Origin of the sequence: Burkholderia sp. AU15512 (genome assembly GCF_002223325.1) — a bacterium.
GTDB lineage: Bacteria > Pseudomonadota > Gammaproteobacteria > Burkholderiales > Burkholderiaceae > Burkholderia.
In genome coordinates this window covers 2,217,266-2,234,273 of sequence record NZ_NKEX01000006.1, presented here as the reverse complement: position 1 = coordinate 2,234,273, position 17,008 = coordinate 2,217,266, and the positions used below count along the sequence as shown (strand labels likewise).

The following is a 17,008-nucleotide window of genomic DNA, read 5'->3' as shown; positions in this document are numbered from 1 at the left end:
CGGCCCGCGACGGCTCAAGTATGATCGGTCGACAGAATCGGAAGCCTCGACAGTCGGGATTGCCGCGTGCGGAACACCGGTTCCGCCGTCACGACTGGCCGCGGCTTCGAACGACCAAGGAGACACGCGATGCGCGCAGCGCCGCAACCGGAGCAGGCCGGCCCGTCGCGGCCGGACACCGGCGCGACCAGCCCCTTCCCGGAACGTGACCCCGATCGCATCGCCGCGTGGCGGCTCGCGATCTGCCTGTCGTTCGGCAGCGCGATTGCGCTCGGCCTCGCGCGCTTTTCGTATGCGCTGCTGCTGCCGCCGATGAAGGCCGATCTCGGCTGGACGTTCGCGCAGGCCGGCGCGCTGAACACGGCGAACGCGGCCGGCTATCTGGTCGGAGCGCTCGCGTTTCCGTTGCTGTCGCGGCGCTGGAGAGCCGGCTCGCTGCTGGCGACCGGATGCGTGTTGACCGCGTTGCTGATGGCCGCGTGCGGGCTCACGTCCGGCATGCATGCGCTGCTCGTGCAGCGGCTCGCGACCGGCGTCGGCAGCGCGCTGATCTTCATCAGCGGCGGCGTGCTGGCCGCGCGGCTCGCATCGGCATCGCCACGCGATGCGGGCTTGCTGCTCGGGCTCTACTACGGCGGCACGGGATGGGGCGTCGTCGCATCGTCACTGCTCGTGCCGGCGACGCTCTCACACGGCGACCATGGCTGGCAGCCCGCGTGGTTCGCGCTCGCGTTCGCGTGCGTGCTGTTCTCGGCCGTGGCCGTGTCGGCCGCGCGTCGCATCGAGCGCATGCACGCGGCACCGACTGCGCCGCGCGGCGGTGCGGCGCTGGTCGCGACCGCGAGCCCCGCGCGCTTCGCGCTCGCGCTCGCCGGCTACGGCCTGTTCGGCGTCGGCTACATCGGCTACATGACCTTCATCGTCGCGCTGCTGCGCGGCGCGGGGATGAGCGGCACGGTGGTTGCCGCGTTCTACGTGATGCTCGGCGTCGCGACCGTCGTGTCGGCGCGGCTGTGGTCGGGGCTGCTCGACCGGATGCGCGGCGGCCAGGCGCTCGCCGTGCTCAACGCGCTGCTCGGCATCGCGACGCTGATGCCGGCGATGTTCGTGCATCCGGCGGCCGCGTTCGCGTCGGGCGTGCTGTTCGGCGCGACGTTCCTGTCGGCCGTCGCATCGACGACGGCTTTCGTACGCCACAACCTGCCGCCGGACGGCTGGGCGAAGGGGATCAGCGCGTTCACGACGGTCTTCGCGTTCGGGCAGATCGCCGGGCCGGTCGCGATCGGCTGGGTGTCGGATAGTGCCGGGCTCGCACGCGGGCTCGTGTATTCGGCGCTGACGCTGTTCGCGGGCGCCGCGCTCGCGGCCGGGCAGCGCGCGTTGCGGGCCGCCGCGTAATCACGCTCTAAACACGCCATTCACCGCACGCACGCCGTGCGCGACACGCGATGAAACGCACGGCTGAAGTAGATCAGGCTGTCGCCGTCGTCGCGCACGCGGATCGACGTCGCCTCGATGAACATCACCGAGTGCGAGCCGACTTCCTTCATGTCGGCGATCGTGCCCTGCAGGCTCGCGAGCGCGTCGCGCAGCACGGGCACGTCCTGCTCGCCGCGATCCCACACGGGCAGGTCGAAGCGTCGCGCCATCGGCAGGTCGGTGAGCCCTGCGAAATGCCGCGCGAGTTGCTCGTGTTCGGCCGGCAGCACGTTGATGCAGACGTGGCGGTTGCGTTCGAACGTCGCCCGCATCGCGCTCGACCGGTTGAGGCACACGAGCAGCGTCGGCGGCGTGTCGGTGACGGAGCACACGGCGCTCGCGGTGATCCCGCAGCGGCCGTGCGGCCCCGCGGTGGTGATCACGTTGACGGCCGCGCCGAGGTGGGCCATCGCTTGCCGGAAGGCCTTCTGCGCGTCGGTCGGCTCGACGCGTGCCGGTCGCTGGATATCGGTCGTGGAAGACATGGGCGCTCCTGGTTGGACGAAAGCGGCGATCGCTTGGCGCTACCGGTGCAGCGCCGGATCACCGACGATGACCCAAGCGTACGACGCGAAAATGCCGGCGACCATTCGCACGATTGACGATGGAGATGGCGTTCTCGCCAACGCGTCTAAAGGTTCTACCTAGATGCGCGGCGCACCGCGCGAAAAAAAGCGCGATTGCACGTTCATACGGCGCGTGAAAGGGTTTTCAGCGGGTTTTCGGCTCGTTATGATGTGCCGCACACCCCCAGCGAACGACGCGCGCGACGCGCCGGAACCGGCCCCGTATGCGGCGCGTGCGATACCGATACCGATATTCAGTGAGACACCCGCGATGACGTCACCCGCACCGATCGTATACATCGTCGACGACGACACCGGCATGCGGACGTCGCTCGCGTGGCTGCTCGAATCGGTCGGCATCGCGTCCGAAGGGTTCGCGAACGCCACCGATTTTCTCGCGCGCTTCGACGTGAACCTCCCTGCGTGCCTGGTGCTCGACGTGCGGATGCCGGAGAAAAGCGGCTTCGACGTGCAGGCGGAACTGAACGCGCGCGGCGCGACGCTGCCGGTGATCTTCGTCAGCGGGCACGGCGATATCCCGATGTCCGTGCGCGCGCTGCAGAACGGCGCGATCGATTTCGTCGAGAAACCGTATAACTCGCAGCAGATGCTCGAGCGCGTGCAACGCGCGCTGCGGCTCGCGCAGCAGCGGCATGCGGTGAGCCAGCGTCACCGCGAGCTGCGCCAGCGGCTCGATGCGCTGACCGCGCGCGAGAAGGAAGTGCTGCGCGGCGTGGTGGACGGCAAGGGCAGCAAGCAGATCGCGTCGGACCTGTCGATCAGCGTGAAGACCGTCGACGTGCATCGCGCGAGCATCAAGGAGAAGCTCGGCGCGACGTCGATCGCCGCGCTCGTGCGCGATGTGATGGTCGTGTGGGGCGACGACGGGGAAGCGTCGCGATAGGGCCTTGCCGGGGTTCGGCGAAGCGCTGCACGCAGCGCTCGACGCGCGACGCTCAGCGCATGTACAACCCGCCGTTGATGTCCCAGCACGCACCGTTCGCGAAATGCGCGTCGCCCGACGCGAGCAGCACGGCGGCGTCCGCCACGAACCCGGCCGAGCCGAGCTTGCCGCCCGGCAGGCTCGCGAGCACCTGGCGCAGCTTCTCCGGCGCGACGCTTTCATAGACGATCGGCAAATCGAGCGGGCCGGGCGAGATCGCGTTGACGGTCACGCCCTGCGCGGCGAGATCGCGCGCGAACACCTTGGTCAGCGTCAGCGTGCCGCCTTTCGCGGCCGCGTAGTGCGCGCCGGTCGCCGAGCCGCCGTTCTGCCCGGCGAGCGACGCGATGTTGACGATTCGACCTGCGCCGCGCGCCGCGAAGTACTGGCCGAACACCTGGCAGCCGAACAGCACGCTGCGCAGGTTCACGTCGATCACCTGGTCGAACTGCTCGGCCGTGATCTCCATCGCGGGCACGACCTTCGAGGCGCCCGCGTTGTTCACGAGCACGTCGATCGTGCCCCAGCGCGCGACGAGGGCATCGCGCGCGGCTTCGAAATCGCGTTTCGACGTGACGTCGAGCGGCAGCGCGATCGCGCGTTCGCCGCTCGGGTCGAGTTCGCGTGCGTGCGCCTGGATGGCGTCGGCGGCGATATCGGCCAGCGCGACGCGGTAGCCGGCCGCATGAAAACGTTCGGCGATGACGGCGCCCAGCCCGCGTGCGGCGCCGGTGACGAGGACGACTCGGTCTGACATGGTGTGTGATTCCGTGGTTCGCGAGCGCGCATCGGTGGATGTCGCGCCCGCATCGTGGTTCATGCGGCGAGTGCCGTTTCGAAGTGTGCCGCAATCGCGCAGACGTGTTCGTCCGCACCCTTGCGGCCGACGATCTGCAGGCCGGCCTTCAGCGGCGAACCGGCGAGCGGCAGCGGCAGGCTGAGCGCCGGATGGCCGCTCAGGTTGAACGGCCGGATCAGCGACGACATCGCGATCACCGATACGCCATCGCGCGCCTGCTGCAGCGTGATCGGCAGCGCGGGCAGCGTCGGCAGCACGAGCACGTCCGCGTGTTCGAGCGCGGCGTCGACCTGTGCGATGAAGCGTGCACGTACGGCTTCGGCCTCTTGCAATGCCGCGGGCGTGGTCGTTGCGGCCGCACGCAATCGGGCATCGAGATCGGCGCCAAGCTTGCCGGTTTCGACGAGATGGCCGAACGCACGCGACGTTTCCGCGTTGATCACGGTGAGCCCGGCGACGAACGACGCCGCCATGTCGTCGAGCACGGCCGCGTGCGCGTGCAGGCCCGACGCGCGTATGGCCGCGTCGAGCGCGGCGGCGATGGCCGGGTCGGCGTCGACCGTGATGTGCGCGACCGTGCAGCCTGCCACGGAGGCCGCGGCTTGCGCGCGATCGAAGCCCGGTGCGATCGCAGCCATCACCGCAACCAGCGTGCGGATGTCGCGCGCGAACGGCCCGACGCAATCGAGCGTGGTGTCGGCAGGCGCGACGCCGCGCCGCGACACGCGGCCGAACGTCGGCTTCAGCCCGGCCACGCCGCAGCAGGCAGCCGGCCCGCGGATCGAGCCGCCCGTGTCGGTGCCGAGCGCCGCATCGACCATGCCGAGCCCGACGAGCGAAGCGGAACCGCTCGACGAGCCGCCCGGAATGCGCGTCGCGTCCTGCGGATTGACGGGCGTGCCCGTGTAGTCGTTGATGCCGGTCATGCCGAACGCAAGCTCGTGCATGTTCGCCTTGCCGGCAATTTGCCAGCCCGCGTCGAGCAGCAGGCGGACGACGTCCGCGTGTTGCGTGGCCGGCGGTGCGTCGGCGAGCGCACGGCTCGCCGCGCGGGTCGGATAGCCTGCGATGTCGATCGTGTCCTTGATCGCGATCGTGGGGCCGGGGCCGCCGAGCGTGAAGGTGTCGATGAAGCCTGTCATGGTCGGTATCGTGAGCAAGCGGTGGAAAGGGGCAGCAATCAGGGCCGTGGCGCGGCGAGCGGCCAGGGGCCGTCGAGCACGCGTTCGGTGCGGAAATGGCGGATCAGCCACACAGAACCGTTAGCGGCCGGCGCGAAATCGACGGTCAGCCGCGCGGCGATCAACTCGGCCGCGCCGTCCGCGTAGCGCGACGCCTGCAGCATGATCCAGCGGCCACGCGCGCGCGTGTTGCCGGCGCCGATCTCGATCGACTCCGACGTCAGGAAGTGCAGGTTCGCCGCGAAGTGCGGATCGGGCGGCAGGTAGCGGCCCAGCATCGCGACGATCGCGTCCGTGCCTTCGAGGCGGCCGAACTTTTGCGCATACTGCGGGCCGATGCCTTCCCACACGGCGTCGGGCGTGAACAGCGCGGCGAGCGACGGGCCGTCGCCGGCATCCTCGGGCACGTCGCACAGCGCCATGTAGCGCGCGATCGTCGCGCGCACCGCGCGTTCGGCGTCGAGCGCCGCCACGCGCTGTGCGAGCGCATCGATCAGGCCGGGAGACAGGTCGGTCATCGCGCGCCTCACGCCGCGGGCTTCGCGGCCGGCGGCACCGTCAGCGCACGGCCGACGCGCGCTTCGATCTTGCCGTAGCGCCACAGGTTGTATTCGCCGACCGGCGTCGTGCGATACAGGTTGCACACCGCGACCGTCGTGTCGAAGTCGGCGACGTCGGCCATGATGTAGAAGGTCCACGGCGCGCCGTCGGCCTGGCCGACCACGAGGCGGTCGTCATCCATCACGCCGAGCACGCGCACGCCGGGCATCGCTTCGACGGCGGCCAGCATCGCGCCGTACGCCTGCCACACTTCGCCGATCTTCTCGCGCGGCAGGTCGAAGAAGTTTTGCGACACGCCGCAGCAGAACAGGACGCGCAGCGGCAGCGGATTCGAATCGGACATATCAGGTTCTCCAGAGGAATCGGTGGGGCGCATGAATCGGCCGGCGACGGTGCGTCGGCTTCATGCGCGTGCAAAAGCAATTCGTGCGATGCAGGTTACAGATAGCCGGGAAACGGCGTGACGCCGGTGAACACCGCGCCGGCGCCGTCGAAGTTGCCTTCGCCGAGAAACGCGTGCTGCGTGACGACCATCGCGTCGCGCAGCAGCCGCTGCAGCGGATGCGTGCGATAGATCGCCGCCGTGCCGCCGAGCCGGTACGCGCGTTCGACGACGCTCGCGCCTTCGCGTGCGATCTGCGTGGCCGCGAGCCGCAGCAGGCTGACCTGGTCGGGCGTCACCGGGTTGCCGGCGAGGATCGATTGCCACACGCCGTCGGTCGCGTCGTAGAAGAACGCGCGCGCCGAGCGCAGTTGCGCTTCGGCCTTCGCGAGTTCGATGCGGTAGTACGCACGATCGGCGAGGCGCGGTGCGCCGGTCGTCGTCTGCCGGCCGCCCGACATGCGGTTCACGACGTCGAGCGCCGCGCGTGCGAGGCCGAGGTTCACGACGGCGAGCACCTGCGCCGCATACGCGACGGTCGGATAGCGGTACAGCGGCTCGTCGACGGTCGGCTCGCCGCCGCGCACGAAGGTCCACGCTTCAGGCACGAAGCGGTTGTCGACGCGCAGGTCGTGGCTGCCGGTGCCCTGCATGCCGACCACGCTCCAGTTCTCGACGATCTCGACGTCGGCTGCGCGGAACACGGCCGTGCGCGGCTTGTTCGGCGCGGCGTCCTGTGCGCCCGGCACGGCGATGCCGACGCCGAGCCAGTCGGCTCCCTTGCAGCCGCTCGCGAACTTCCACGTGCCGTTCACGCGCCAGCCGCCCGGCGCGGGCTGGGCCGGCTGCACCGGGAACAACCCGCCCGCGAACACCTGGTCGGGGCCGCTCGCATACAGCTCGGCCTGGGTGTCGAGCGGCAGCGCGGCGAGATACACGTTCGCGGAGCCGAAGCTCGCGACCCATGCGGCCGAGCCGTCGGCGGTCGCGATCCGCTCGATCATGTCGAGGAACGCGGTCGGCGCGAGCGCATCGCCGCCGAACCGGCGCGGCGTGCCCGCGCGATAGATGCCGGCCTGCTTGAACAGCGCGATCACGTCGCGCGGCACGTGCGACAGGCGGTCGAATTCTTCGCGGCGCGCGGCGACGGTCTCGATCACGGCGTCGAGCGGCGACAGCCGGGCGGCCGGTTCGCTGGCCGCGTGGGGAGCGCCCGGTGCGGTGTCGAGGGCAAGGGCGGCGTGGGGCATGGCTGTCTCCTGGGGCGGCTGGGGGTTCGAATGCGGGGTGGTCACGACGATGCAACCAGTCTAGAAACGCCGAAAACACGCAGCAATTGGTGCGTTGGGCCGTGCGACTGGTGACGTTCCGTGCCGCACTAAAGAAATCTTCAGATGCGGGCGGCGCGCGCCGGTGCTATGTTGGGTTTCCGGTCGCACGATGCCGCGCGACCTCATCCGAAGCCGATCATGAGTTTCCCCGACGAAGACGATTTCCACCGGCTGCTCGACGCGCTGACGACTTGCGTGCTGCTGCACGACGCGCACACCAAGGCGATCGTGTGGGCGAACCGCGCCGCGTGCATCGCGCTCGGTTTTTCCGTCGAGGAGCTGCTGCCGCTGAAGGCGCCGGACATGACGCGTCCCGAGCCGAAATACCAGCGCGAGATCGCCGTGAGCGCGTGGGATCGCGCGCTCGTCGACGGGCCGCAGGTGTACGAGTGGTGCTACCGGTCGCGCACGGGCGTCGACATGCTGTCCGAGGCGACCGCCACCTACGTGCCGCTGCGCGGGCGCGACGTCGTGATGGTGCAGTTCCGCGACATCAGCGCGGAAGAGGCGGTGCGCCAGCAGTTGCGCCGCTACGAGGCGCGGCTGCGCGAATTCATGCAGGACCTCGACGAAGGCATCGCGGTCGTCACGCCGCACGGCGGCGTGCAGTTCATCAGCGAGTCGGGCCGCCGCGTGCTCGGGCTCGCACCCGACGAAGCGCTCGGCGAGGTGCTCGACTACTGCTCCGACGCCGACCGCGACCGGCTCGTCGCGCAGCTGCGCGATGCGCCGTCCGCGTATCCGTCCGCGCCGCAGCGCTACCGGATCGTGCGGCGCGACGGCTCGTCGTGCTGGCTGCGCATCCTGTGCCGGCAGGTCGAGATCGAGGACGATCTCGACGGGCTGCTCGTGCAGTTCCGCGACGTGAGCGACGAAGTCGCGATCGAGGACGCCCGCCGCGCGGAAGCGCGCATGCTCGAACACGCGGGCCGTTACAACGCGATGGGTGAAATGGCGAGCGTGATCGCGCACGAGCTGAGCCAGCCGCTCGCGGCCGTGCGCAATTTCATCGAAGGCGCGGTGCAGCGGCTGAACGCGCGCGGCGCGATCGACGACGCGATCTGGGGGCTGCGCAGCGCGGACCGGCAGGCCGAGCATGCGGCGCTGATCATCAAGAGCGTGCGCGAGTTCATCGTGAAGCGCGAGCCGGTCGTCGCGCTCGCCGACCTGCGCGACATTCTTGCGGACGTCGCGTATTTCATCGAGCTGCGCGCGAAGGAGGCCGGCGTGACGGTCACGATCGTGCAGGCCGACGCGCCGCTGCCGATCCGCTGCGAGCGCGTGCTGATCGGGCAGGTGATCCTGAATCTCGCGTTCAACGCGATCGAGGCGTTCGCCGGTTGCGAGCGTGTGCCGCGCACGTTGACGCTCGGCACGGCGAGCGTCGGCGGGCATGCAGTGCTGCGCGCGATCGACAACGGCCCGGGTGTCGCGGCGGACGCTCACGACCGGCTGTTCGACGGCTTCTCGTCGTCGAAGGCCGGGGGGAACGGAATCGGGCTGTCGCTGTGCAAGAGCATCGTGACGCGCCACGGCGGCCGGATCGCTGCCAGCCCGGCCGCTGGCGGCGGGCTCGACTGCCGCGTGACGCTGCCGCTCGCCGGGACGAAGGCTCGGGCGGACGCATCGTCGCCGGGGAATGCTTGACGCCGCGGCCGCCCGGCGGCCGCGGTGCATGAGCGGGCAGGCACGCGCGCAGCGCATGATCAGCGCCCGAGCGCCCGTGCGGTTTGCCCGCCGATGCCGAAATCGGTGTTCGGGATGTCCTTGATCATCACGCGGGTGGCCTGCAGCGGTGCGTCGAGCACGCTGGCGCTTGTCTCCGACAGCGCGGCGATCAGCGCGCGCTTCTGTTCGTCGGTGCGGCCGGCGATCAGGATCGCGACGATCACGGGCAGCGACGGCGGCGCGCCGTCGGCGGCGCTGCGGCCGCCGAGGCCGATGTGCGTCGCGGGCAATTCGGTCAGCAGCACGCGCACCGATTCGATCGGTGCGCCGATCGATTCGACGGTCGCACCGGTCAGCCGTGCGATCAGTTCGGCCTTGCGGGCGTCGTCATGGCCGGCCGGCAGGAAAACTTCGAGTGTGGGCATGGTCGTCGGGAAAGGTGAAGGTGACCGGCTCACCGTTGCGTTGGCGAAGGCGAACCGGAGGCCGCTTGAAGGTGAAGGTGGCCGGCTCACCGTTGCGTTGGCGAAGGCGAACCGGAGGCCGCTTGAAGGTGAAGGTGGCCGGCTCACCGTTGCGTTGGCGAAGGCGAACCGGAGGCCGCTTGAAGGTGAAGGTGGCCGGCTCACCGTTGCGTTGGCGAAGGCGAACCGGAGGCCGCTTGAAGGTGAAGGTGGCCGGCTCACCGTTGCGTTGGCGACGGCGAACCGCTGGTCGCCTAAAGGTGAAGGTGACCGGCTCACCGTTGCGCCGGCGATGGCGAACCGGTGGTCGCTTACAGCAGGAAGCCGATCGCACTGAGCGCTTCAGTCGAATCGATCAGGCGCACGACCTTCTCGGCGATCCGCATCTCACCTTCCGCATCGACGTGCAGCTTGTGCGTGACGTCGGCCGCGAACAGCGTCGCGACGCCGCGCTTGTACGCGACGACGACCTGCGCCGATTTCAGCTCGACGGTGCCGGCGCTGCCGCTTTCCAGCGTGAAGCGCGACACGGTGCGCACCGTGCGCGCCGCATCGGTCGCCGACGCCGAATAGCCGGACACCATCCGCTGCACGCGCTTCTCGCGCATGTCGTGGTCGTCGAACACGTAGTTCAGCGTCGCGGCGAAGTCGGTCGTGTCGGGATCGATCGGCACCACGTAGTGGCCGGCCGGCTGCCATAGGTCGAGCCACGCGCGATAGTCGCGGCGGTCGAGCATCTCGGCTTCGCGCCACACGAATTCGACCGCGCGGGCGAAGGTCTGCTCGGAAAAGAGGGCGTTGCGGTCGTCCATCATTGTTGCTCCATCATCATGCGCCATTGCTGGTAGGCCTCGCGCATGCCGGTCTCGTCGGTTGCATGCGCGGTCTTTTCGCCGTTCGCGGCAGTCGTCTCGCGGTTCAGCCCGCGATTCACGAGGATCGGCACGTCGGGGCCCGCATGCGCGCCGCGTTGTACACGCTCCCACGCTTCCGCGTCGTCGGGGCTGCCGAAACCGAACGGGCCCTGGAAGTGTTCGTGAATGCGCAGCCGCTCGCGATTCGCTTCGTCGGGGCCGCCGTCCATCGCGAGCGCGACATGGCGGATCTCGGTTTCGTTCGCGGAGATCGGCCGCAGCACGCGGAAGAACGCCATCGACAGCGCGAGGTTCGGGAACAGATTCAGGTTGAAGCCGACGCCCATCAGCGAGCGCACGATGCGGCGCACTTCCTCCGGCGTGTGGCGTTCGGCGAGCTTGGCCGCGAGCGGCGCGAAGCGCTCGGGCAGCGGCGCGCCGTCGTCTTCGTCGAGATCGATCAGCTCGGGCATCAGCACCGCGAGGCTGTGGCCGTTGCCGAGCCCGCGGCAGAACGCGTCCTCGCTCGTCATGAAGCTCGTGATCGCGGCGGCCGTCTCGTCGTCGATCGACTTCATCCACGACTTGTGCACGACCGGGAAGTGATAGAGGTCGGTCGTGTTCTCGAGCTGGATCTTCCAGTTGCCCTTGAACTTGAACTTGTGCTCGCCGTTCGCCTTGATCGGGTAGCCGGCGCCCTGTTTCATGAACAGGTCGATCCACGGCTTCGCGCCGCCGAGGAAATCCTCGAGCGGTTCGATCGCATCGTTGAAGCTCGCGAAGATCAGCCCCTGGTACACGCCGGCGCGCAGCTTCACGAGCGGCAGGTCGCCTTTCTCGCACACGCCTTCGTAGCCGTCGCCGTACGGCAGCGCGCGCAGCGTGCCGTCGAGCGCGTACGACCAGCTGTGATACGGGCACGTGAAGCCCTTCGCGTTGCCCTTGTGCGATTCGCACACGGTCGCGCCGCGATGGCGGCAGCGGTTCTGCAGCACGTTGATCTCGCCGGTCTTGTCGCGCACGACGATCACCGGCTGGCGGCCGATCGTCGTCGTGATGAAGTCGCCCGGGTTCGGCAGCTCGCTTTCGTGCGCGACCCAGATCCAGGTGCGGTAGAAGATGCGGTCGAGCTCGGCTTCGAACAGCGCGGGATCGTGATACATCGCGGGCGCGATGCGGTCGGGTTGCGCGAGGCCATGCAACGCGCTGGTGTCGATCGTCTGGTAGGAAATGTCGCTCATCGTCGTGTGGGGGAAAGAGTCGCGAAATCGGGGCGCGTCGTGCGCGGTGTCGAGTACCCAGTCTCGTCTCCCACTACATATCCGTCAAATTGATCTAAAATTGGCCGATCAATAAATGTGGCAAATAATGGAGGCGGTCATGACATCGGTCGATCATCTCGATCTGAACCTGTTGCGTGTGTTCCAGGCGATCGTCGAGGAGCGTAGCCTGACGAAGGCCGGCGAGCGGCTCGCGCTGTCGCAGCCGGCCGTCAGCTATTCGCTCGGCCGGCTGCGCACGCTGTTCGACGATCCGCTGTTCGTGCGCACGCGCGCGGGCATGCAGCCGACCCCGGTCGCGCTCGAACTCGCGGGCATCGTCGGCAAGGCGCTCGACATGGTGCGCGTGGCGCTGCGCTACGCGGAGCGCTTCGATCCGGCCACCAGCACGCGCACGTTCCGGCTGTCGTTGTCGGATGCGGGCGAGATGGCGTACCTGCCGGCGATCTGCCAGGCGCTGCGCGAGCGCGCGCCGCGCGTGACGCTGAGCGTGCAGCCGCTGCCGGTGGAGGAGATCGAGGAAGCGCTGCGCGCGAGCCGGCTGGATTTCGCGATCGGCAACCTGCCGGAGCTGATGCCGCGCACGCGTCACCAGACGCTGTTCGAGGAAACCTATGTGTGCATGACGGGCCGCCGGCGCGGGGTGCCGAGCGGCGCCGCGCTGAGCCTCGAGCAATTCGTGCGCGCCGCGCACATCAATGTGAAATCGGTCGAGCACAGCCACCACGCGCTCGACGATGCGTTGCGCGCGCAAGGCGTGGGCCGCAACATCGCGCTCGAAGTGCCGCACTTCGTCGCGCTGCCGAGCGTGCTGTCGGTCACCGATCTGTATGCGACGCTGCCGAAGCGGCTCGCGCAGATCCTGAACCGCGACAATGCGTTCCGCCTGTACGAGCTGCCCGTCACGCTGCCGCCCGCGCCGGTGACGATGCACTGGCACGAGCATTTTCATGAAGACGAGGGCAATGCGTGGATGCGCACGTTGCTGGCCGAGCTTGTCGAGCGGTTCGATGACGTGTGATCGATGAGGACGCCAGCAACGCATGGTTGCACGCGTTGCTTGCCGAGCGGGTCGGGTCGCGCGACGACGCGTGACGCGTGACACGTGACACGTGAGGACGAGGGCAGCGCGTGGATGCTCACACTGCTGGTCGAGCTCGTCGAGCGTGTCGGTGACGTTTGATCCACGAGAGCGCGGGCAGCGCATTGGATGCGCGTGTGACTGGGCGAATGCGTCGAGCAGTTCGAGCGCGCGCGATGTCCTTGACGGACATCGCCCCGGACCTCGCGCGTCAAAGATCGAGCACGAGCACCGCGGAGCGCGCACGCGACACGCAGCAGCAGATCACCGTATTGCTCGCGCGCTCGGCCTTGCTGAGGCAATGGTCGCGATGATCGGGCTCGCCGTCGATCACGGGCACCATGCAGGTGCCGCACACGCCTTCGCCGCATGACGTGTCGACTTCGATGCCGATGCGTGCGAGTGCGTCGACGATCGACGTGTCGGCCGTGACGCGTACCGATTGCCCGCTGCGCTGCAGGCGCACTTCGAAACCGTCGGCGGCCGGGCCGGCGCCGGCATCGGCATTGCCCGCATCGGCGGCGGCCGGTTCCGCCGCGAAGCGTTCGAGATGGATCGAATCTTCCGGCAAGCGCGTCGCGGCCGCCGCGACGACCGCATCCATGAACGGCCCCGGGCCGCATGTATAAACGTGTGCATGCGCGTCGACCGATTCGACGCAGCGGTTCAGCTCGACCGCGAGCGCTGTGGGCTCGACGCCGTAGTGGAACGTCACGTGCGACGCGAACGGCTCGGCCGACAGCTCCGCGACGAAGGCCGCATGCTCGCGGCTGCGTGCGAAGTAGTGCAACCGGTAGCGTGCGCCGCGCCGGTGCAGCGCATACGCCATCGACAGCAGCGGCGTGATGCCGATGCCGGCCGCGATCAGCACGTGCTCGCTCGCGTCATCCGTCAGACGAAACAGGTTGCGCGGCGCGCCGATCGACAGCTCGGCGCCGACTTGCACATCGTCGTGCAGCGAACGCGAGCCGCCGCGCGACTGCGCTTCCTTCTTCACCGCGAACAGGTAGCTGCCGCGCTCGTCGGGGTTGCCGCACAGCGAGTACTGCCGGGTGATACCGGACGGCGCGGTCACATCGATATGGGCGCCTGGTTCGTACGCGTCGAACGGTTGGCCGTCGACGCGCGACACCCGGAAACAGCGGATGTCCTGCGCCGCGTCGATCAGCGCGTCGATCCGGACTTGGTGGCGGTTCGCTTGCATGGGTCAATCCGTGGGGTAGAGGGCGCGCGGCGCGGCAGACACCGCGCCGTCATGCGATCGAGAATAGGGATGGGCATCGCATAAATCAAATCGATTAAAAAGCGATACCTGAATCAGTGGGATGGATGATGGGCGGGCGGCGCGATTGCGCCTGATTGCGCCCGATCTCGCCCGGTGTTCAGCGCGCGGCGATCGCGTTGCCCGTCTCGGCTGCGTGCGGCGCGGCGGCGGACGCCAGGCCGCGTTCGCGATCGAGGCTGCGGCGATAGTGCCGGCACCCGGCGGCGAGCAGCAGCGCGGCCAGCGTGGCCGCCGCGACGTTGACGATCGACATCGAATGACCGACCGCCGCCGGCGCGCCGAACACGCGGTCGGTGAACAGCGCGACGACGGTCGTGCCGATCCCGAGCGCGATCAGGTTCGACACGAGCAGGAACAGCGCGGAGATCTGCGCGCGCATCTGGTTCGGCGCGAGCGTCTGCATCGCGGCGGTGGACGTCGGCATCGGGAACGACGCGAAGAACATCGCGACCACGAGCATCGCGAGCGACGCGGGCAGCGAGTCGAGCTGCGTGAACAGCGTCGCGGGGATCACCATGCACGCGGCGCCGATCGCGCCGGCGCGCATCGGCGCATCCTCGCGGCCGCGCCGCAGCAGCCAGTCGTTGAGCCAGCCGCCGCAGAACACGCCGGCCGTGTTCGCGACCAGCAGCACGATGCCGAGCGTGTAGCCGGCTTCGACGGCCGTCATCCCGAAGCGGCGGATATAGAACGCGGGCGTCCAGCTCAGCAGGCAGTACAGCGTCATCGCGTAGAACGAGAAGCCGAGGTAGTGGCACGAAAAGGTCGCGCGATGTGTGCGGACGAAGCGCAGCGAATCGCGCATCGATACGCGCCGCACCGCGCCCGAGCGATCCTGCGCGAGCCCCTTGCGCTGCGGGTCGCGCACGGTCGCGGCGAACAGGAGCGCCACGAGGATCCCCGGCAGCCCGACGATCAGGAACGTGACCTGCCACGCATGCACCTGCCCGACCACCGGCAGCGTGAACGCGCTCGCATGCTTGAGCAGCGCGATCACGTAGCCGCCGATCAGGAACGCGACACCGCCGCCGATGAACGAGCCGAGCGAATACACGGCGATCGCGCGCCCGAGCTTCTCCTTCGGGAAGTAGTCGGCGAGCATCGAGTACGCGCCGGGCGACAGCGCGGCTTCGCCGACACCCACGCCCATCCGTGCGATGAACATCTGCACGAAGTGCTGGCTGAGCCCGCACGCGGCGGTCGCGACGCTCCACAGCGCGATGCCGAGCGAGATGATGCGCGGGCGCGCGTAACGATCGGCGAGATAGGCGACGGGCAGCCCCATCACCGCATAGAACAGCGAGAACGCGAAGCCGTTCAGCAGGCTGAACTGCGTGTCGGACAGGTGCAGGTCGCGCTTGATCGGCTCGATCATCAGCACGAGGACCTGGCGGTCGACGAACGAGAAGACGTACGCGAGCATGCAGATGACGACGACATACCATTCGTACGTATAGCGCTTGCCGGCAGCGCGGGCCGTGGATGCGGACATGCGGATTCTCCAGGAGCGGGCGGTGGAAACGCGCGGCAGCGGCCTGGCGGGCCGTGCGCTGTCGCGGCGCGAAGGCGTGCGGGGGGCACGTATCGGAGACGCAGCGTAGTCGGCCAAATTCAGCCGCCATAGCCGGAGTGACAGCCGCGCCACACGGGCATTTACCGACCCGGATAAAGAAAACACCAGGGTCCCGCGCACCGGCCGCCGCGCAGCGCGCGTGCGGCGGGGCGCACGTGCCTCATGCGGCGCATCTATAAGCGTTATAGAGCGCATTGCGTCGACGTCCGAAATTGTCGTTCCTAGACTCGGCCCGTTTTTGATCGGCAGCGTTGGCCCTTCGCGGCGAACGCGCTTCATACCACGCGGCGCGGCGCCGAACTGCGCCGCAGACTCTACGGGACGACCACGATGAACCAACCGAACGGGCGGGCCGACCGGCTTGCCGTACCGCTTGCCGCGCTGCTTGCCTGCGCGGCGTTGCCCGCCTTCGCGCAATCGAGCGTGACGCTCTACGGCCGCGTCGACACCGCGATCGAATACGCGAACGCCGGGCCGAACCACGTGACGCGCATGGGCAGCGGCAACCTGTTCGCGTCGCAGTGGGGGTTGAAGGGCGTCGAGGATCTCGGCGGCGGCTACGCGACGATCTTCAAGCTGGAAGATGGCTTCAACGCGGCAAGCGGCGCACTGTCGAACAGCAGCGCACTGTTCGGCCGCGAGGCGTGGGTCGGCATCACGGGGCCGTTCGGCGGCGTGCAGTTCGGCGAGCTTTACACGATCCTGCACACGACGCTCGTCACGTACAGCCTGCCGGGCCTCGGCGCGGGGCTCGCGTGGGGCAATGCGACGAACAACTTCGTCGGGCCCGCGTTCCTGCGCGTGCGCAACTCGATGCGCTACACGTCGCCGCGCTATGCGGGCTTCATGCTGCGCGCGATGGCCGCGCGCGGCACCAACGGCGCGGCCGGGCAGCCGGCGACACTCGGCGATACGTACGGCGCGGGGCTCAACTACGTGCGCGGCGGCCTGTCGGTCGACGTCGACTATATGCAGCAGAAGTTCAGCCCGGTGGCGGCGTCCGCGCTCGGCGGCACGAGCCCGGCCGCGAACGGCAACTACACGCTCGGCGCGATTTCGTACGACTTCAGCGTCGTGAAGGTGGCCGCGCTGTACATGCGCCATCGCGGCGCCCCCGACGTTGCGACCGCGATCGACAGCCAGAGCGCGTATCCGCACAGCGACATCATGGAGCTGAGCGCGACGGTGCCGATCGGGCGTGCGTCGCTGTTGCTGAGCGTGGGCCACTACCGCAAGGTCGCGGACAGCGACGGCAACGCCGATTCGTACGGCATCCGCTTCGACTATCCGCTGTCGAAGCGCACGGTGCTGTACACGGGCGCCGCGATGGTGCGCAACGGCGCGCATGCACGCTTCGTCGTGAACGGCGCGGCGGGTGGGGGTGTCGCGGTCGCGAAGCCGGGCGCGACCGCGAGTTCGATCGTCGCGGGCATCCTCACGTCGTTCTGATGCATCGATCCTGTTTCACGGGGGCGGGCGCTTTTTCCGCGCCATGCGGCGCCTGCTGCTTGCCCGTTGGCCGGGGACAATGAACGGGCGAACGACCCGGAAGCGACGTTCC

The 17,008-nt window shown here is 68.9% G+C and carries 16 protein-coding genes; 5 read left to right on the top strand and 11 right to left on the bottom strand.

Going from position 1 to position 17,008, the window contains the following annotated elements:
• The first annotated feature begins 129 nt into the window (after positions 1-129).
• Positions 130-1,398, top strand: coding sequence for a YbfB/YjiJ family MFS transporter (locus CFB43_RS29320; protein WP_089497627.1), 1,269 nt, complete (start codon positions 130-132; stop codon positions 1,396-1,398).
• A 20-nt stretch (positions 1,399-1,418) separates the two neighbouring features.
• Here CFB43_RS29320 and hpaC read toward each other — a convergent pair whose 3' ends face one another.
• On the bottom strand, positions 1,419-1,964 hold the full coding sequence (hpaC, locus tag CFB43_RS29315; RefSeq protein ID WP_089433257.1) for a 4-hydroxyphenylacetate 3-monooxygenase, reductase component: 546 nt from the start codon (positions 1,962-1,964) through the stop codon (positions 1,419-1,421).
• Between the two features lie 352 nt (positions 1,965-2,316).
• Between hpaC and CFB43_RS29310 the strand changes: the two genes are divergently transcribed.
• A complete protein-coding gene (locus CFB43_RS29310; RefSeq protein ID WP_089497626.1) occupies positions 2,317-2,949 on the top strand; it encodes a response regulator transcription factor in 633 nt (210 codons plus the stop codon).
• Positions 2,950-3,001: 52 nt separating this feature from the next.
• Here CFB43_RS29310 and CFB43_RS29305 read toward each other — a convergent pair whose 3' ends face one another.
• From CFB43_RS29305 to CFB43_RS29285, 5 genes are all read right to left on the bottom strand, one after another.
• Positions 3,002-3,745, bottom strand: a complete 744-nt coding sequence (locus tag CFB43_RS29305; protein WP_089497625.1) for an SDR family NAD(P)-dependent oxidoreductase — start codon at positions 3,743-3,745, stop codon at positions 3,002-3,004.
• 59 nt (positions 3,746-3,804) lie between these two features.
• A complete protein-coding gene (locus CFB43_RS29300) occupies positions 3,805-4,929 on the bottom strand; it encodes an amidase (protein ID WP_089497624.1) in 1,125 nt (374 codons plus the stop codon).
• Positions 4,930-4,967: 38 nt separating this feature from the next.
• Positions 4,968-5,486, bottom strand: a complete 519-nt coding sequence (locus CFB43_RS29295; RefSeq protein WP_089497623.1) for a nuclear transport factor 2 family protein — start codon at positions 5,484-5,486, stop codon at positions 4,968-4,970.
• 8 nt (positions 5,487-5,494) lie between these two features.
• Positions 5,495-5,872: a hypothetical protein gene (locus CFB43_RS29290; RefSeq protein WP_011356094.1), complete on the bottom strand. Its 378-nt coding sequence runs from the start codon at positions 5,870-5,872 to the stop codon at positions 5,495-5,497.
• A 95-nt stretch (positions 5,873-5,967) separates the two neighbouring features.
• Positions 5,968-7,161, bottom strand: a complete 1,194-nt coding sequence (locus CFB43_RS29285; RefSeq protein WP_089497622.1) for an acyl-CoA dehydrogenase family protein — start codon at positions 7,159-7,161, stop codon at positions 5,968-5,970.
• A gap of 144 nt (positions 7,162-7,305) precedes the next feature.
• Here CFB43_RS29285 and CFB43_RS29280 point away from each other — a divergent pair, with 144 nt between their 5' ends.
• A complete protein-coding gene (locus tag CFB43_RS29280; RefSeq protein ID WP_089497621.1) occupies positions 7,306-8,889 on the top strand; it encodes a sensor histidine kinase in 1,584 nt (527 codons plus the stop codon).
• Positions 8,890-8,948: 59 nt separating this feature from the next.
• Here CFB43_RS29280 and CFB43_RS29275 read toward each other — a convergent pair whose 3' ends face one another.
• The 3 genes from CFB43_RS29275 to CFB43_RS29265 form a co-directional block, all read right to left on the bottom strand.
• Complete coding sequence (locus tag CFB43_RS29275) at positions 8,949-9,335, bottom strand: tautomerase family protein (RefSeq protein ID WP_089497620.1); 387 nt, start codon at positions 9,333-9,335, stop codon at positions 8,949-8,951.
• A gap of 350 nt (positions 9,336-9,685) precedes the next feature.
• Complete coding sequence (locus CFB43_RS29270) at positions 9,686-10,189, bottom strand: aromatic-ring-hydroxylating dioxygenase subunit beta (RefSeq protein ID WP_089497619.1); 504 nt, start codon at positions 10,187-10,189, stop codon at positions 9,686-9,688.
• Entirely contained in the window at positions 10,186-11,469 is a 1,284-nt protein-coding gene (locus CFB43_RS29265; protein ID WP_089497618.1) for an aromatic ring-hydroxylating oxygenase subunit alpha, read from the bottom strand. The genes CFB43_RS29270 and CFB43_RS29265 overlap by 4 nt, the downstream gene beginning before the upstream one ends.
• A 139-nt stretch (positions 11,470-11,608) precedes the next feature.
• On the opposite strand from CFB43_RS29265, the gene CFB43_RS29260 reads away from it, so the two are divergent.
• Complete coding sequence (locus tag CFB43_RS29260; protein ID WP_089474252.1) at positions 11,609-12,529, top strand: LysR family transcriptional regulator; 921 nt, start codon at positions 11,609-11,611, stop codon at positions 12,527-12,529.
• Between the two features lie 271 nt (positions 12,530-12,800).
• On the opposite strand, the gene CFB43_RS29255 is transcribed toward CFB43_RS29260, so the two are convergent.
• Entirely contained in the window at positions 12,801-13,793 is a 993-nt protein-coding gene (locus tag CFB43_RS29255) for a PDR/VanB family oxidoreductase (RefSeq protein WP_089497617.1), read from the bottom strand.
• 178 nt (positions 13,794-13,971) lie between these two features.
• The gene (locus tag CFB43_RS29250; protein WP_089497616.1) at positions 13,972-15,366 is read right to left on the bottom strand and encodes a spinster family MFS transporter; all 1,395 of its coding nucleotides are present in this window, start codon (positions 15,364-15,366) and stop codon (positions 13,972-13,974) included.
• Between the two features lie 411 nt (positions 15,367-15,777).
• Here CFB43_RS29250 and CFB43_RS29245 point away from each other — a divergent pair, with 411 nt between their 5' ends.
• Positions 15,778-16,896, top strand: coding sequence for a porin (locus CFB43_RS29245; RefSeq protein ID WP_089497615.1), 1,119 nt, complete (start codon positions 15,778-15,780; stop codon positions 16,894-16,896).
• Positions 16,897-17,008 lie beyond the last annotated feature (112 nt).

What these genes read in the sequence shown, in the direction of transcription:
- CFB43_RS29310 (WP_089497626.1), top strand. Translation starts at nt 2,317, where the DNA reads ATGACGTCACCCGCACCGATCGTATACATCGTCGACGACGACACCGGC.
- CFB43_RS29285 (WP_089497622.1), bottom strand. Translation starts at nt 7,161, where the DNA reads ATGCCCCACGCCGCCCTTGCCCTCGACACCGCACCGGGCGCTCCCCAC.
- CFB43_RS29320 (WP_089497627.1), top strand. Translation starts at nt 130, where the DNA reads ATGCGCGCAGCGCCGCAACCGGAGCAGGCCGGCCCGTCGCGGCCGGAC.
- CFB43_RS29290 (WP_011356094.1), bottom strand. Translation starts at nt 5,872, where the DNA reads ATGTCCGATTCGAATCCGCTGCCGCTGCGCGTCCTGTTCTGCTGCGGC.
- CFB43_RS29265 (WP_089497618.1), bottom strand. Translation starts at nt 11,469, where the DNA reads ATGAGCGACATTTCCTACCAGACGATCGACACCAGCGCGTTGCATGGC.
- CFB43_RS29300 (WP_089497624.1), bottom strand. Translation starts at nt 4,929, where the DNA reads ATGACAGGCTTCATCGACACCTTCACGCTCGGCGGCCCCGGCCCCACG.
- CFB43_RS29255 (WP_089497617.1), bottom strand. Translation starts at nt 13,793, where the DNA reads ATGCAAGCGAACCGCCACCAAGTCCGGATCGACGCGCTGATCGACGCG.
- CFB43_RS29270 (WP_089497619.1), bottom strand. Translation starts at nt 10,189, where the DNA reads ATGATGGACGACCGCAACGCCCTCTTTTCCGAGCAGACCTTCGCCCGC.
- CFB43_RS29260 (WP_089474252.1), top strand. Translation starts at nt 11,609, where the DNA reads ATGACATCGGTCGATCATCTCGATCTGAACCTGTTGCGTGTGTTCCAG.
- CFB43_RS29295 (WP_089497623.1), bottom strand. Translation starts at nt 5,486, where the DNA reads ATGACCGACCTGTCTCCCGGCCTGATCGATGCGCTCGCACAGCGCGTG.
- hpaC (WP_089433257.1), bottom strand. Translation starts at nt 1,964, where the DNA reads ATGTCTTCCACGACCGATATCCAGCGACCGGCACGCGTCGAGCCGACC.
- CFB43_RS29305 (WP_089497625.1), bottom strand. Translation starts at nt 3,745, where the DNA reads ATGTCAGACCGAGTCGTCCTCGTCACCGGCGCCGCACGCGGGCTGGGC.
- CFB43_RS29250 (WP_089497616.1), bottom strand. Translation starts at nt 15,366, where the DNA reads ATGTCCGCATCCACGGCCCGCGCTGCCGGCAAGCGCTATACGTACGAA.
- CFB43_RS29280 (WP_089497621.1), top strand. Translation starts at nt 7,306, where the DNA reads ATGCGGGCGGCGCGCGCCGGTGCTATGTTGGGTTTCCGGTCGCACGAT.
- CFB43_RS29245 (WP_089497615.1), top strand. Translation starts at nt 15,778, where the DNA reads ATGAACCAACCGAACGGGCGGGCCGACCGGCTTGCCGTACCGCTTGCC.
- CFB43_RS29275 (WP_089497620.1), bottom strand. Translation starts at nt 9,335, where the DNA reads ATGCCCACACTCGAAGTTTTCCTGCCGGCCGGCCATGACGACGCCCGC.